This window comes from Okeania sp. SIO3I5, assembly GCF_010672085.1.
Lineage (GTDB): Bacteria > Cyanobacteriota > Cyanobacteriia > Cyanobacteriales > Microcoleaceae > Trichodesmium.
The window spans coordinates 20,976-37,152 of record NZ_JAAHHT010000020.1 but is presented as its reverse complement, the minus strand read 5'-3'; the positions used below and the strand labels follow the sequence as shown (position 1 = coordinate 37,152).

The 16,177-nt window shown below is 35.1% G+C and carries 11 protein-coding genes and 1 tRNA gene; 7 read left to right on the top strand and 5 right to left on the bottom strand.

The window, feature by feature from the left end:
• Nucleotides 1-152: 152 nt before the first annotated feature.
• Nucleotides 153-1,535, bottom strand: coding sequence for a hypothetical protein (locus F6K40_RS07365; protein WP_293133520.1), 1,383 nt, complete (start codon nucleotides 1,533-1,535; stop codon nucleotides 153-155).
• 1,088 nt (nucleotides 1,536-2,623) lie between these two features.
• Here F6K40_RS07365 and F6K40_RS07360 point away from each other — a divergent pair.
• From F6K40_RS07360 to F6K40_RS07330, 7 genes are all read left to right on the top strand, one after another.
• Complete coding sequence (locus F6K40_RS07360) at nucleotides 2,624-2,905, top strand: hypothetical protein (RefSeq protein WP_293133517.1); 282 nt, start codon at nucleotides 2,624-2,626, stop codon at nucleotides 2,903-2,905.
• Between the two features lie 48 nt (nucleotides 2,906-2,953).
• The gene (gene recN, locus F6K40_RS07355; RefSeq protein ID WP_293133514.1) at nucleotides 2,954-4,735 is read left to right on the top strand and encodes a DNA repair protein RecN; all 1,782 of its coding nucleotides are present in this window, start codon (nucleotides 2,954-2,956) and stop codon (nucleotides 4,733-4,735) included.
• A 1,692-nt stretch (nucleotides 4,736-6,427) separates the two neighbouring features.
• Nucleotides 6,428-9,160 (top strand): adenylate/guanylate cyclase domain-containing protein, encoded by a 2,733-nt coding sequence (locus tag F6K40_RS07350; protein WP_293133511.1) that lies wholly within the window; start codon nucleotides 6,428-6,430, stop codon nucleotides 9,158-9,160.
• A gap of 58 nt (nucleotides 9,161-9,218) precedes the next feature.
• Nucleotides 9,219-9,575: a hypothetical protein gene (locus F6K40_RS07345; protein WP_293133508.1), complete on the top strand. Its 357-nt coding sequence runs from the start codon at nucleotides 9,219-9,221 to the stop codon at nucleotides 9,573-9,575.
• A 104-nt stretch (nucleotides 9,576-9,679) separates the two neighbouring features.
• Nucleotides 9,680-9,865, top strand: coding sequence for a TLTLP motif-containing protein (locus F6K40_RS07340; RefSeq protein WP_293133505.1), 186 nt, complete (start codon nucleotides 9,680-9,682; stop codon nucleotides 9,863-9,865).
• A gap of 91 nt (nucleotides 9,866-9,956) precedes the next feature.
• Nucleotides 9,957-10,109 carry a hypothetical protein gene (locus tag F6K40_RS07335; RefSeq protein ID WP_293133502.1) on the top strand — a complete coding sequence of 51 codons (153 nt, stop codon included), beginning with the start codon at nucleotides 9,957-9,959 and terminating at the stop codon, nucleotides 10,107-10,109.
• Between the two features lie 579 nt (nucleotides 10,110-10,688).
• Nucleotides 10,689-10,841 carry a hypothetical protein gene (locus tag F6K40_RS07330; protein ID WP_293133499.1) on the top strand — a complete coding sequence of 51 codons (153 nt, stop codon included), beginning with the start codon at nucleotides 10,689-10,691 and terminating at the stop codon, nucleotides 10,839-10,841.
• A gap of 21 nt (nucleotides 10,842-10,862) precedes the next feature.
• On the opposite strand, the gene F6K40_RS07325 is transcribed toward F6K40_RS07330, so the two are convergent.
• From F6K40_RS07325 to F6K40_RS07310, 4 genes are all read right to left on the bottom strand, one after another.
• Nucleotides 10,863-11,414 (bottom strand): peroxiredoxin family protein, encoded by a 552-nt coding sequence (locus F6K40_RS07325; RefSeq protein ID WP_293133496.1) that lies wholly within the window; start codon nucleotides 11,412-11,414, stop codon nucleotides 10,863-10,865.
• A gap of 271 nt (nucleotides 11,415-11,685) precedes the next feature.
• A complete protein-coding gene (locus F6K40_RS07320; protein WP_293133493.1) occupies nucleotides 11,686-12,285 on the bottom strand; it encodes a peroxiredoxin in 600 nt (199 codons plus the stop codon).
• 617 nt (nucleotides 12,286-12,902) lie between these two features.
• Nucleotides 12,903-12,975: transfer RNA gene (locus F6K40_RS07315), tRNA-Met, on the bottom strand.
• A 762-nt stretch (nucleotides 12,976-13,737) separates the two neighbouring features.
• Nucleotides 13,738-16,155 (bottom strand): peptidoglycan DD-metalloendopeptidase family protein, encoded by a 2,418-nt coding sequence (locus F6K40_RS07310; RefSeq protein WP_293133490.1) that lies wholly within the window; start codon nucleotides 16,153-16,155, stop codon nucleotides 13,738-13,740.
• Nucleotides 16,156-16,177: the final 22 nt, after the last annotated feature.

The following is a 16,177-nucleotide window of genomic DNA, read 5'->3' as shown; positions in this document are numbered from 1 at the left end:
AAATATATTCACTATCCGAATTAGTTAATTAATTATTTGGGTAATGAAGGATGAGAATTAGTAACTTTTAGTCATCACTCAAAATCTGACGATAATTACCTCATATTTAAACGTCCTAAAACTATAAGATAGACCATCGATACTTAAGAACTTCAGCTAATATCTTCAGCATCTGATCGCTCTAATCTTTTTTGCCATTCAGCATCAATTTTATCTGCCTTTTCAGCTTCCTGTTCTAACACATTCTTTTCGGTTGTATAAGCTAAATCTTGATTACTAATAATCGTTTCTTTGGCAAATTCTCTAGCATACTCAATTTTCTGCCTTAACAGATTATTCGCATGGTTTAAAGCAACAGCTCTATTTTGCCTTTGTTTATTCCGTTTCTCAACTTTACCATTACGCCACTGTACCCAAAAATAACGAATTAATGGTAATACTAAAAAACTAATACCATAAGCTAGCAGCACAGGATAGATAACTTCAACAAAAGCAATAAACCCTCCAATCTGAGCTGCTACTGTACCATCTTCTAACAACGAACCCAACACTAAAGCACCAACAAAATTAACAGCACCTAATCCAGTTGCTAACATTATTTGACCAGAATTGGCCTCGCTAAACCGCCAAAGTTTTTCCTTCAAATAAGCAGAAACAGGTTGAGAATGCCACTCTTTTGCTGTTGTTTGTAACTCCGGAAAATGATATACAATTTGACCATCTGGACTAACTTCCGGACGACCATTAAAACGAATTAATACTGGTAAAATATACTCCTCATATTCCAGACTATATCCTTTTCCCAAATCATCTAAATAAGGAGCAATTTGTTCCGCAACTACCGCCCCTTGATTATTTTTAATTACAGTAGCGATCGCCTGCCAACGTTGCTCATCTAAATTGTAATTAGGGTTCCCATCTCCAAATAGAAAAGAAAATACAGCCTCCAAAAAATTCAGCTCATTTTTTTTACCTGAACTTCGAGATTTTTGCCTTTGTCCTTGTCTTTGTTTTTGTCTTTGTTTTTCTTGTCGATATCTATAGGGTTGATCGTAGTATCCCCAGTCAAACCACCAAAAAAGCCAATAAAAATTAAATCCCAACCTGGGAAAAAATACCATTCCACCACCCGAATTATTACCCCCACCACCTGAGTCATTTCGTTCACTACTAGAATTAATTGAAATAACAATAATGGCAATAGCAACCATGATAATTACCAAAGAAAGTATCAACAAAATTCCAAAAGAAATCCGAATCAAATAAAACAATACCCGCCAAACTTTTTCCCACCATTCTTTGAATTTTAAACGCCAGAATTTATTGCGTAAAACATCTCTAAAATTATTGGGAAATAAATAAGCAATTTCCCCAGATTCGGATACTTGTAAATGACCACTAGCATCTGTAGCTAAAGCTAATAATCCCTGTTCTGCAACTTTCACATCTAATCCAACTTTAGCTGCTACATCCCCTACAGTAACACGGTAGTCCAAATTCTCTACGGCTTTCATTATTGCAGGATTTGGAGTCATAAAATTACCTCAGACTTAATGAAACTATTTACTTAGAATTATAGACAAAAAACCAATAATAGGTAAATCGTAAGCATTCAGCGGTCAGCCATTAGTTATCAGCTTCATTACCTAAATAAAAACTTTGTTAAAACACGATAAAAATTATGCTAATTACTTATTATTAATAGTAATCTAGAGTTGAAAAGACAGCTAGGGAAAAATAATTGAAAAATTAACTTATATTCATCTGGGGATTGTCTACAATATTATCATACTTAAATTAGAGCATAAACTTCAGTTCCTAAATGTAAACATTCAACTATTAGCTGTCAGCTAGAGCGCAAATAATGGATAATTCCTTCTAAAAACCTCTTGCAAAATTTTTAATTAAACCAATTCAAGTTCTAGAATCAACAATTTTATTCCCCCTATTCCCTATTCCCTATTCCCTATTCTCTATTCCCTGACAACTGCCACGAAGTCTTAAGATTAAGGGAGCGCCTGGTTGAAAGTAACTTTTAATTCTCTCTCAATTTTTTAATTGCTTTTACCAAAAAATGAGGGTATGCGCCTCCCCAATAAAGGGGATGAAAAAAATATTTAATTCAGTATTTCAAGCCTCCGAGTTTAGTCGGAGGTTCACTGATAATTGATAACTGATAACTGATAACTGAAATTACCTCTTATTCTCATTAATAGCTAATAGCAAATATGTTATATCAATTTAATAAATATTTGTTACAAATAGTAGAAGTAAGAAAGAAGACTTTAGTTATCTGGGAGAGAAGTAAGAAGCAAGAATGGATAAACATTCAAAAAAAGGGAGAAAAGATAGAGATAACTTTCTCAAATGAATTGGGGAAGCTATTTTTCAGCATATCCGATTTTGAATAGATCAATAAAAATTGGAAATTCAAACTATAAACTCAAAAATTATTATTGACTTTTGACTTAACTTCTTTTACTTAGGGTTTGCTGAAAAAGTCTTTTTTAAGGAGTAGGAGAGTGGGGGAGTAGGGGAGTAATTTTTTTGCCCAACTATGCGCCAGAAATGCTAACTTTTGAGCATCAAGAGCTGAAAACTAAGGTATTTATGACCATCAAAATTGCTAAAACCTTTATCTGTTAATGCTTTTATATTTAATCAGCAAGCTCTACTTAAAAGAGGAAGAATAAAATTTAAAGGCAAACATTTAATCTTCTATTATTTCTTCTTACTTCTTCCTTCTTGCCGAAAAATAAAGGTTGAAAGTCTCTCCTTATCAAGGAGAAAAAAGCGGTCGAGGGATGGCGAGGTTTCCTCGCCATATCCAATCGACCAAGAGAAAGAAAAAATTCCTTTTAACCAATCCTCTTCTTTTCAAGAAGAGGTAATTATTAATTATTAATTATTAATTGTTAATTATTAATTATTGAACTCTTCCTTCCTTGAATAAATGCTCATATCCCTTCGCATTAATAACTTTGCCCTTATAGACCATCTAGACTTAGAATTAGGATCGGGTCTGAATGTATTCACAGGTGAAACAGGTGCTGGTAAGTCCATTATCCTAGATGCTCTAAATGCTACTCTAGGTGCTAAAATAGATCGCCGTATCATCAGAACAGGAACTAAACGAGCCATCCTAGAAGCAACCTTTGAACTAAACCCAGCTCTAGCTGAATGGTTAAGTAGTCAAGAAATAGATCCAATAGATGGCACATTAGTAGTTTGTAGTCGAGAAATTATGGCGGCCCAAGGTTCCCTACGCACTAGGTCTCGTCTCAATGGCATCCTAGTTAACCGAAAAATAATGGACCAACTTCGCGATCGCCTAGTAGAAATTACAGCTCAAGGCCAAACTTTACAATTAGGAAATCCTAATTTGCAAAGGGAATGGCTTGATTTATATGGTGGTTATCCCTTATTAAAATGTAGAGAAACAGTAAATATTTCCTATCAAAAAGCTCAAAAAGCTAAAGCAGCATTAGAAAACCGTCGCCAGTCAGAAAAGCAACGTTTACAAAGAATAGATTTATTAGAATACCAAGTACAAGAATTAGATAAAGCTAATCTTACAGAACCTCAAGAATTAGAACAACTAACACAAGAAAGTCAACGTCTTAGTCATGCAGTTGAACTGCAACATCAAAGTTATCAAATATATCAAGCTTTATATCAAAATGAAGGTGATAATTCAGCAGCAGCAGACCTTTTAGGAGAAGCAGAAACAATATTAAATGATATGGTAAACTACGATTCCACATTACAACCTATATCAGAAATGATTAGTGAAGCTCTAGCTCAAGTTATTGAAGCTAGCCGACAAATTAGCAGTTATGGTGAGCAATTAGAAGCAGATCCTCAAAGATTGGAAGATGTAGAAGAAAGAATTCAAGAACTAAAACAAATTTGTCGTAAATATGGTCCTACCCTCGAAGAAGCTATTAATTATTATCACAAAATACAAGCAGAACTTAAAGAGTTACTGGAAGGAGGAGAGTCTCTCGAAGCACTAGAAAAAACATATCAAGAAGCTCAAAAAGAATTAGAAAATAAATGTAGCGAACTTAGTTTACAACGTCATAATGCTGCTGCTAAATTAGAAACACATTTAGTAGAAGAATTAAAGCCTCTTGCTATGGAGAAAGTAAAATTTAAGGTAAAAATTACTTCTACTACTCCAACAGCGACAGGTGCTGACAACTTGATATTCTGTTTTAGTTCTAATCCTGGTGAGCCACTACAACCTCTAAATTTAACTGCTTCTGGAGGGGAAATGAGTCGGTTTTTATTAGCACTAAAAGCTTGTTTTTCTCAAATCGAAGCATCAGATACTCTTGTTTTTGATGAGATAGATGTAGGAGTTTCAGGAAGAGTAGCAGGAGCTATTTCAGAAAAACTACACCAACTTAGTCGTCAACATCAAGTTCTATGTGTAACTCACCAACCCATAGTTGCTGCAATGGCAGACCATCATTTTAATGTTAGTAAGCAGGTAGTTCAGGAAATGGCCAATGTTGACTCAAGCGCTCAGAATTCTGAGGAGAGGACAATAGTTAGAGTGAAAACCCTAGATAATTATCAACGGCGAGAGGAACTGGCACAATTAGCTAGTGGTAAACCAGTTCAAGAAGCTATTGCTTTTGCAGAATCTCTTTTAACTCAAGCTGCAACTAAACGCCAGAAAAATTTTACTATTCCTATTTCTAGTTCTAGTTCTGGAGGTGAAAAGTAATCCATATCTATTAATTATGGCTTGCTGATTAAATCTCAAAGCATTTTTAGATAAGGGTTTGAGCAATTTTATGTCTGAAATACCTTGGTTTTCAGCTCTTCATGCTCATGCATGTTGGCATTTTGGGCAAGAGTTAGGCAAAAAAAAATATCCCCCGCTCCCCTAGGGGAGAGCGCGGGTCTTCAACCAACGTTAAGATAAATGTCGGCAATTGATATGTTTTGACATCCTCCCGGCGCTGCTCTTACGAGACAGTACGGGATTCCCTAACATTGCTGATAGGGACTTTCTGCTTCATAGCACCTGCCTCCGAGGCCGAACCTCTTTCCGGTCTTACGGTCGCTCCACAGACTGACACTGCTAGCCCAGCAGCCTTATTATTTTATCATAGCATACTATTGTAAATACCGCAATATTAATTGGTTTTCCAATTGCGTCGCTCCCCCTCCCCCCTTTCAAAGCTATGCTTTATAAACATTTTTCTTAACATAAAACTTGACAACATAGACAAGTTATGTTTAAGTCTTGAATCGGCTTTTTCAGGAGAAAAGTGTCTTTTTCAATACACTTTTTTATGAATGTAGACAGAATTCTTCCTCCCCATCCTCCCCATCCTCCCCACCCTCCCACAAGGGTTTCAAGAGTTCCTTATAAGGGATAGCTTTCAAAGGGGGGTTAGGGGGGATGGAAAGCGCGGGTCTTCAAGCAACGTTGAGATAAAAAGTAAAAATTTGAAATATTAAGTGGGGGAATATATATACATCAGTAGAAAAAAATTTTAACAAATCAATAGTGGGAAGGAGTTTGCACTCCCGTCATTAATTATTTATAGATAATCATATTAGAACGTTAATCAACCCTAGACTCCAAGAAAATGTCTAAGTTTACAGACATTTTTCTTGCCTCCCCTTTTTAAGGGGAGGCAAAAAATATTTGGTTCATTATTTCAATCCCTATGGTTTACTTGAAGGTACTGATAATTGATAAGTAATAACTGATAAATTAAATGACCCTTATATTTAGGTTAATATAAATTCAATGACAAAATATCTTCCTCACATATTAATCGACTTTTTTTGTTACAGTTATATTAGAAATCTCCGATAATCAAAAATAAAATCAATTATCGTGTATAAACCATCAATTATTTCCCCCTAATCCCTACTCCCTAGTCCCTCTTTTCCGGAGAGGTTTATTGAGAAAATTAAAATGAAATGCTAAGTTATGTAATCCCTGTGTATCTAACTCAGCAATATTTACAATAGCAAATAAAAAAACAGTTAAAGTTATCAATCTCAGTAATTTTTCAGAAAAAATAGCACAATCTTGGTGATTTATCTTGAAAAAAAGCAAAAGTAATTTATTAGATAAAATTAATTCTTCTGAATAAGAAGCAAAAAATTAATCTTAAGTATCCATAACTACTTGATTTTGGCATTGAAGGGGAAAGTAGAATGGCACGCTATTATCTTAACTAATGAAGATAGAAGATATAAGAATAATTTATATAAACAAAGGTTGAAAAAATTATTATGTTAGATTACATTACAGCTTATTATCGAATGTTTAAAAAGCCTTCAGTGCTTAATATTAATTAACAAACCCAGCTAGAATTACATAAAATAAAAATTAAAATAACTTTAGAGACAAAAAAGAGCATCCAATAACAATACTTAATTTAGTTAAAGCATTATGACATCTGCATCTCCAAACCACATAGCAACAGAGTACACCACAATCCCCATAGAGGATGTGGAAGTTCTAGAGGGTACCAACCATCAGGTGTATCAGCCTCAAAATAATTCTAGTTATAAAAATCCTGAAACCAATAGCAGTAATGGAAATAAACCCAAAACTAAATCAAAAGTTAATGAAAGTAGTGCATTAGTTCATCCTGGATCTAGCTTCTCTAGTTATCTAGCTCCTCTAACTAAAGAGAACTTTGTCAAAACAGTTAAAGATGTTGAAGCAAAGTTAACGACAGTTAATCAAACTCTTGGGATGCTCAATAATTTGTTAGAAGCTCAAGGATTTGATGCAATTCTCCATGAAATGTTAAGTTCAATTACTCTCAAAACAGGAGAATTATTAAACGCAGACCGAACTACAATTTGGTTATTAGATGAAGAAAAAGATGAACTTTGGTCAACAGTGGCTAAAGGATCTGATGGAAAACCATTACATTTAAGAATTCCCGCAAATGTAGGAATCGCTGGAGAATCAGCTCAAGGCAAAAAAGTTATTAATATTCCTTACGATTTCTATGATGACCCCCGTTCAGCGAGTGCGAAAACATTCGATAAACAAAACGGATATCGAACTTATAGTATGGTAGTAATGCCATTATTGCAAGAAGAAACTGGGGATTTAATTGCAGTTGTTCAACTTCTAAATAAGTTCAAACTAGATGCAGAACAATATGAACTTTTAGAAGACAAAATAGATATAAATGGGTTTACTGAAGAAGATGAAAGAGTATTTCGTGAATTTGCTCCTTCTATTAGTTTGATACTAGAATCTTCTAAGTCATTTTATGCAGCTACCCAAAGACAAAGAGCAGCAGAAGCTTTAATGAAAGCTGTGGACTCCCTCAGCAAAAGCAGCTTAGACTTAGAAGATACTCTGAAAAAAGTCATGGATCAGGCCAAGGAACTGATGAATGCAGACCGCAGTACCTTATGGCTCATAGACAACGATAAAAATCAACTCTGGACAAAAATCCCAATTGATGGTAAGTTAATTGAAATTAGGATAGCTAAAGATAAAGGTTTTGCTGGTATGGTGGCCACGTCTGGTGAACCACTACTAATTCCTTTTGACGTTTATAAAGATGCCCGTTCAGTTACAGCCAAAGAAACAGACGAAAAAACAGGTTATCGTACTTGCAGTCTGTTATGTATGCCTGTTTTTAATGCTGACAATGAATTAATTGGTGTGACTCAGTTAATTAATAAAAAGAAACAAGGAGAATATCCAGCCTATAATCCCGCAGATTGGCCGAATGCACCAGAACAATGGAAGGCCAGTTTTAACCGTAATGATTTAGAGTTTATGAAGGCTTTTAATATCCAAGCTGGTGTAGCCCTTCAAAACGCCAAATTATTTGATACAGTCAAACAAGAACAACAACGGCAAAGGGACATTCTACGCAGTCTCACCAACGGTGTAATTTCAACTGATAAAAAAGGCAAAGTCATTGCTACAAATGAAAGTGCTAGACATTTACTAGGCATTAGCGATACAGAGATAGTAGAAGGTAAATCTGTAAAAAATCTGCTTTGCCTTAAAGAAGGTGAATTTTCTAAATGGTTAGATGTAGCTCTCTCTCCTAGTGACATTAAAGAGTACCAACAGTATTATCCAGATCAGACTTTGTTACCTCAAGGAGATTTAGAACCTCAAAGTATTAATTTGTCAATTAACTCCATGGTTGATGTCTTGGAACCAGATAAGGTGAATGGCGTTTTGGTGGTGATGGAGGACATCTCTGGAGAAAAGCAAGTTAAAAATTTGATGTATCGTTACATGACACCAGAAGTCGCAGAACAATTATTAGCAAGTGGTGATACTGGTTTAGGAGGTAAACGTCAACAAGTTTCTGTACTTTTCAGTGATATTCGTAGCTACACTACTTTGACAGAAAGTATGAGCGCTGAACAAGTTGTCAGTATGCTGAACGATTATTTTGAAGAGATGGTAGATGCTGTCTTCAAATACAAAGGCACTCTAGATAAATATATAGGAGATGCATTAATGGCAGTATTTGGCTCTCCAGCTCCATTAGTAGATCATCCTTTGTGTGCTATGCAAGCTGGTGTAGAAATGCGTCAACGCTTGCAGGTGTATAATGAAGACCGTGTAGCTAAGAAGAAAAAGGCCATCAGTATTGGCATGGGGATTCACTCAGATGAAGTAGTTAGTGGTAATATTGGCTCTAGTAAACGTATGGAGCTAACTTCTATTGGAGATGGTGTTAACCTAGCCTCTCGCCTGGAAGGTACAAGTAAACAGTATGGGACAGATTTAGTCATTAGTGATAATACTTATCAACCTTACAAAGAATTGCTTTGGGTTCGGGAATTGGACTTGATTACGGTGAAAGGAAAAACTCAACCTGTCAGAATATATGAACTTTTAGGTTTTAAAGAAGGCGAACTGAAGCAAGAATTGACCGATCGACAACATCAGATTGTTGGACACTATCGTCAAGGGCGGGAGTATTATTTGAGGCCATCCAAAGATAAAAAATTAACAGATGATTCTATTAAGGAAGCTTTTGCACTAGCTGAAGCTGAATTTAAAGAAGTTCTAAATATTGACCCAAATAACAAAGCTGCTAAATTACACGTTGGTCGTTGTCAGCTATTTCAGGCCCAACTTCCTGGGAAAGATTGGGATGGAGTCTGGAAGTTAACTGAAAAGTAAAAATTTCTCTCTGAAAAGAATGTTAGTTCTCATATTTTGAAAAAAACTAGCCCTAGTTATGAATAATTTAAATTCCCACTACTCAGATACTGAGTGGGTAGACAAGGTCCATCAGTTATTGGTTGAGATTGCCAGTGCTTCTGTTTCAGATAAACCTAAGCTACCAGAAGATGTTGCGGAAAGAGCTCTACCATTGGCCAAGAAAGCAGAAAGTATCCAAGAAAAAGCTGATAGCCTAATCATTCCTTCAGATTCTCTAGAATGGGTAGAGAAAGTGCGTGAACTTTTGTTGGATTTATCTCGTGATTCTTTGGCAGATACACCCAGACTATCTGTGAGTATGGGTCAAAGATCCCTGACATTAGCAAAAATAGCTCAAAATATTAAAGACAAAGTTGCGGAAAAAAAATCGTAGTTGTCAATAATCAAGGTTTAAAGTTTAGGTGAACGTAAAAATAGCATCTATAATAGAACTTGTATGACAACTAACACTTTAAGTTTTTTAGAAATTTCCTAAATATGGAATCAGATAGTCAACCTCCTAGTTACTCAGATGATAAACCTCCTCAATGGATTACAAATATTTTGGGAACGGCGATTGGTTTATTAACTTTAACATTACCTTTATTAGCCATTGCTAGCTATTCTCATAGTAATATCAATGTGATTCCTCAAACTCCTTATGAATTATCTGGCTATGAATGATTTCTGACTAAATTTCTAATCACTTTAGTTTCAATTTCTGCAATATTTTGTTGATACTCCTTTTCTTGATAAGATTAGGAGTTAAACTACTATGATAATATTTATAGATAAATATCCAGAGAATGATGTGGTTATTTCTGAATTTGGTAAAACTCAAAGAGTTTATAAATCTTTAATTAGTGGGTTTTGTGCCATGATCGGAATACGGAATGTTATTTTGGGTAATGACTTTAGCAAATCTTGACAAGTTAAGACTATCTAAATCTTCTACAAAATTAACGTTACCTTAAAGCAAAGTAATACATTGAACCTATCCCACTAATAATATTTTTCCTAAAAAGCACAAATATTCTTAAAGATAAAAACAAAAAATCCAGCTTTTCAGGAAAATTTTACTTCAATAAATAAACAAGCATTTTTAGGATAGTGGGATAGGTTGATTAAGATGGAAGTTTTAATGCCCAACTTGCAATATTCAACTCAGGTTTTGCCTCACTATTTTTAAATATAAAACCATAAGTATTGGGGAATAAATTTTTAATTAATAGCAGAATAAATTAACAAGCTCGACGACTTTTTGAAGTTGAGTTGATGCTAGCTTAGGTTGTTTTAATTAGGGTTTGTTTTCTTAATCTCAAATCTTTGAAAAATAAAGGTTTGATCCTTTTTTAGTCGAAAAAAGTACAAGCTTTTAGGTTGCTCAGGTTCAAAAAATTAGCATTTTAGGCAAGAGTTGGGAATAAAAATCAAGGGACTATTCTTTTTCCTAACTCTTTTATAATTCCCATTTCTCCTGACTCCGTACGGACGTTGCATAACAAAAATGCGTTTCATGTCGCGCCAGCGAAACGTCCCTACATCCAGACTCCTGACTCCTACCCTTACCAAAATACTTTTTGAGCAAACCCTAATTATTGATGTAATTTTTGATAGTCGTGTGCTTGTCAAAAAGCGATCGCTATTTGCACTGAAATAATCTCAACTATTAGTAATTATTTTACTCAAAAATATGATTATCTAAAATCGCCAACAAATCCTCAACACTAGCATTATGATCTAGAAAAGAAAACAAATGTTTATAGCAAAGTCTACCCTGTTTATCTAATACAAACTGCCCCGATAAAGGCGCTCCTAAAGCTTGACCAACCTTGTAATTTTTAAACACCTGACAACTAGAATCACTAAGTAGTGGCATTTTTAAACTTAGATCCTTCACAACAATCTTGCTTTGCTCCTCATCGGTACTTGTAATCATTAATACTTCTACTCCTTGCTCTAAAAACCTTTCATAATTGTTATTTAAAGCCAAGATATGAGGGAAACAAAATGGGCAATACTGCTTTTCAGTAAAAATACGAGTCAAGGCAATTATGACAGGAGTTACTCCCCAATAATTAGATAACCGAACTAATTTATTATTTGTAAGATCTGGTAATTCAAAATCTGGCGTTCTTTTACCATTATCCAAACCATTAATAGCTGGAATAGGTAATAAATTTTGAAAAAAACGTTGATTTAGTAAACCCCTAAAGTCATAAGAAGTTAGCATGATCTAATTTTAATTAAAACTAAAAAGTCCAAACTTTAATTAATTGAAATATACAGCAGACTAGCAGATTAGGTGAGCAATCTGGTGCATCATATCCATCTTCTCCACTCCCTAAAATTATCAATATATATACTTCATCAATAAGAAAGAAAAAAACGGCTGTATTTTAGATTTACGAATCCAAAACCTTGAGATTTTTAATCTCAGCTACAGTATTGGAGTAAGTATTTTATCAAAATTATGAGGTACTTTATAAACTGCCTCAAAAAATTTATTCAATAGCAGCAAAAAATTCTTTAGACTTAATTGGATCGGAATTCATAGTTTTATCCCCCGGTTTCCAACCTTCGGGACAAACTTCATCTGGGTGAACCTGTACATATTGAATAGCTTGTAGAGAGCGGAGAGTTTCATCCACATTACGGCCAAAAGCAAAATTATTAATCATTGTGTGCTGGATAATACCTTCTCTATCAATAATAAATAATCCCCGTAGGGCAATACCAGCTTCTGGATCTAAAACATTGTAGGCGGCACTAATTTCTTTCTTAATATCAGATAATAGGGGATAATTAAGGTCTCCAATACCGCCAGACTTACGATCTGTTTGAATCCAAGCTAGATGTGAAAATTCACTGTCCACTGAAACTCCTAAAATTTCAGTGTTAAGTGACTCAAATTCTCTGTAGCGAGCGTTAAAGGCCGTAATTTCTGTTGGACAAACGAAAGTAAAATCCAGGGGGTAGAAGAATAAGACTACATACTTACCACGATAATCAGACAGTTTAATTGTCTCGAATTCCTGATCCACTACAGCTGTAGCAGTAAAATCCGGAGCTTTTTTGCCCACACGCAGGCATTCATCTGTCATGATTTAATTCTCCTTATGAAAATGAGTTGATAATTTTTTTATTATGAGTTGCTCTCAATCTAGCATTTGTCAGAGCTTCCTGTTTTAACTACTAATAACCTCTATATTATTAAAACATTTAATCTAATCAAAAAGCTTATTATTAATCATAATGGTATATAGATTTTCTTTGAAGGAAACTGTCCTCAAAGTTTTATCACTATACAATTGTAGTTCGGGTCTTATGGCCATAAATGGCGACTTTACCTACAGTGAAGAACTTGTCCCAGAATGATGAAAAAGAGTATCAATAATCTTAGAATTGCCATAATTTCATGGTAAGCCACAATAATCGTATCAATTCCACAAACCTTGTTCACATAGTAAAAAACGTTAGTTTTTAAGAGACTACTTTAGTACATCTACTATCTAATATCTAAGTTAACCTTGTATGTTTGTTATTGAACCAAAGAAATTAAATCAAAAAAATTACAATTAAATGTTATGAAATGCGTTTAATACGTTTATTTATAATAAATACTGAATAGGGTTAGCAATATTTAAACCCTCTTTTAGAGATTTTTAAAATCTCCAAGTATTTTTTAGAAATTACATTTTGAGGTAATTATTAACAAATATGGCTCAGGCGGGATTTGAACCTGCGACCTTGGGCTTATGAGTCCCCTGCTCTAACCACTGAGCTACTGAGCCTAGTTTTTTAACCATTTATAATCTTAGCATAGATTACCATAGTTTCGTCAACCATTTAAGAATTTTTTTTTCCAAAAAATTTGCTTTAAAACCTCGTCCTTAAGCAGGTAGCTCTATGGTTATGGCACAAAACCCCAAAGTATTCAACCGCTCTAAAAACCTAAATTATAGCTCTCGGTAACGAATTTACCTTGAAAACTAGAGTTAGGGGTTATGACGAGATTTTGACTTGTCGATGGAAAAACTCTAAATATACAGATATAAGAAAATAAAGTTTTTTTATGTTTGAAATGCACCCTAGGGTATAGTTCTAAAGGCTTTTGGAATATAGAAAATGCTTGGGTAAAGAACCACCTTTGTATTAGACATTATCAGGTGTGTAATTTAAGTGGACTATACGGAAAAAATTATGCTGAAACCAGAATAATTTCCGCGCCTAACCACCAAATAGTATGTCAAAGACTAGATAAAACTCAAGGGCAAACTTTACTTATTTATTAATTTTAAAGTCATTTCGGCAACCGCCATTTTGCTCCGCAATATGAAAAGTGAAGCTTTGCCGAACGCAAAACGCTTTTCATTTCCCGTAGCATTTCATGTCGGTGATAACTGAAGACGGAAACCGGAAACCCTAAATGGAGGTGGGGGAAACCGTTAGGGTGACACATTGGTTAGAAGCATCATAAGAAACACTAATCTACCGAAACATTTCGGACTCAGTAGGAATTTCAGCGCCTAACAACGGGAGAGAATGTCAAAATTCTAATTATAAGTCCTTCCAGAAGGAAGAAGGGCCATCGGGTTTACCGCTCCGTTCCCTTTAGGGTGGATTTCAAAGTGTAAATGAGGCCCAGTGCTACGGCCTGTACTTCCCATTTTAGCAATCATTTCACCCTGAGACACTTTTTGACCTTCTCTAACCAAAATTTGGCTGTTATGAGCATAAACTGTGAGACTACCATTGGGATGTTGAATTTCCACTAGATTACCGTAACCCCCGCTATTCCAATCAGCATAAGTAACAATACCAGGAGCTGCTGCTACAATTGGTGTCCCAGTAGGTGCTGCTATATCAATACCTCTGTGCATTCTTCCCCATCGCCAACCATAACCTGATGTAAGAGCGCCTCTTGCTGGCCAGGTATACCCTGTAAATTGCATTGATCCACCAGGTAAATAGGTATCAGCTTTACCCAAAGGTGGTAAATCTGGGGAAACCATTTTTCCAAGCGAAGGATTATTAAGAATCTGGTCTGCGTTACCTCCTATTGGTGCTGCTACCATAAGAGATGAGTCTTGAGATTGATTAATCTGACTTCCTGCGGGTAGTTCTTTCACAACTGTAGCAGGATTTCTCCTTTCTGGTCGATTATTTCTCATTTCTTCAGACCATTGTCTGGTTTCGGGGGTACTAATTTCTAGCTGATAAGTGCGCTGTAAGTATCTATTTTTATTGTTGTTGTTTATAGGAATTTGATGATTAATAGATAGGTTATTTTCTGAAGATAGTGGTTGAGGTACTGGAATAATTGTTGTTGATTGTGAATTAGTGCTCTGAGATTCTTCTAAATCTTTTTGAGCATTATATTCTTCTCGTAGTCTAGTAATTTCTGACCTTAAACGATTGGAATAAGGATTTTCTTTATTATCCGTTTGAGCTACTGGTACTGATTCACTATCTTTTGTATCACTAGCAATTTCTGTTTGTTGAACAGGTTGGTTATTAGTAAAGTTGATTTGATTTTCTAACTCTGTAGTAGAATTTGGCCTAGATACGTTTGATTTTAGATGAGTAGGCCATACTTTACCATTAACTAAGGGAGTTTTGGTCTTCTGTGTAGCAACCGAGTGTTTTGAAGTTATAAATTCTTTTGATTTCTGATTTATTTGGGACTCTTTATTGCCTGCATCTTGAGACCAAGAAGTAAGCTCTAAACTTCCCATTGTTGAAACTTTAGATGTAGGAAGATTGAGTTTATTATATGATGAATAATCAGATTTTTTAATGGGTATCTTGGTTTCTGGAAAATTCAGGCGATCGTTTTTAGTCTCTTGGGAAGCTTGACCAAATTCTTGTTTTCCAGAATAATTTTCTAGGTAAGTGAAATTTCCACCTTTATAAGTTGGTAGAGTTAATGATGAAGAAGATTTTTGCTGAGGAATTTTCAGTAATTTGGCAACTTCAATTACGTCTGGATCTTTAATTTGATTAATTTTAGCCAACGACCCAACAGATACATTGTGCTGACTAGCAATTAAACTCAATGTGTCCCCAACACGCACTTTGTACACCAATGAAACTGGTGTAGATGTCATCTCCGAATCAATAACTACTGCTCCTTCTAGTTTTGTCTCTTGAGTCTTAATAGACTCTGGAGAAATATCTGCTCGATCCTCAGTTACTTGTCTAGCAGCAGAATTATTATCTAGTTTCGGGGTAGCTATTTCTAGCGCTGGTTCGGTAACAACTAAATTTTGTGGTTTCTGAGATATATTTTTTTCTAGGATTTTCCTTTTTGATAAATCAAAAGGCTTTCCTACAGACTCAGAAACAGACTCCTCATACCTCCACTCCACCGAACTTTTTGCCGGGCGGTTTTTTTGTTTTTGAACAGGGTTAATTCCTGTTTTTAATTGCTCAAGTTGCAGGCCATCACTACTAATATCTTTCTTTACTTGTACTTTACTTATGGAACCTAAAGGAGGCAACTTATTGCTTTTTGCTTGATTTAGGTTTTTCTGTTTAAGTTCTACAGGTAAAAAAGACCTATCTCCTAATTGTTGTCCTGAGGGCAAAACAGTTTCAGGTTTAGTTATCCCTACTTCAGAATCACTATTTCCTTCAGTATTTACATGGCCTTGGGTCAATTTTTGCAGCAGTAGACCTTTTCCTCTATTAACCCCAGTAATATTTAGTTCTGAAATTTTTACTTCAGAAGAATATTGTTGATTCGTATCTATTTGAGGCAGCTCTGCTGCTACTGCCCGATCGCCTTCCCCGGGGAAGAGGATGCCTGATGCACCCATTGTAGTTGAGATAGCAGCAAGTCCAATCATTGCAGCCGAGGAACAAGCCTTGCTAGTATCTATATTTGTTTGTTTAGTCTGTTCAATACTTGCTTCTGTGTGAAGTTCACATTTACCAACAGACTTAGTTTTATTCGGAAATGTTCGCTTCATAGAACGACCTCTTAGAAAAAAT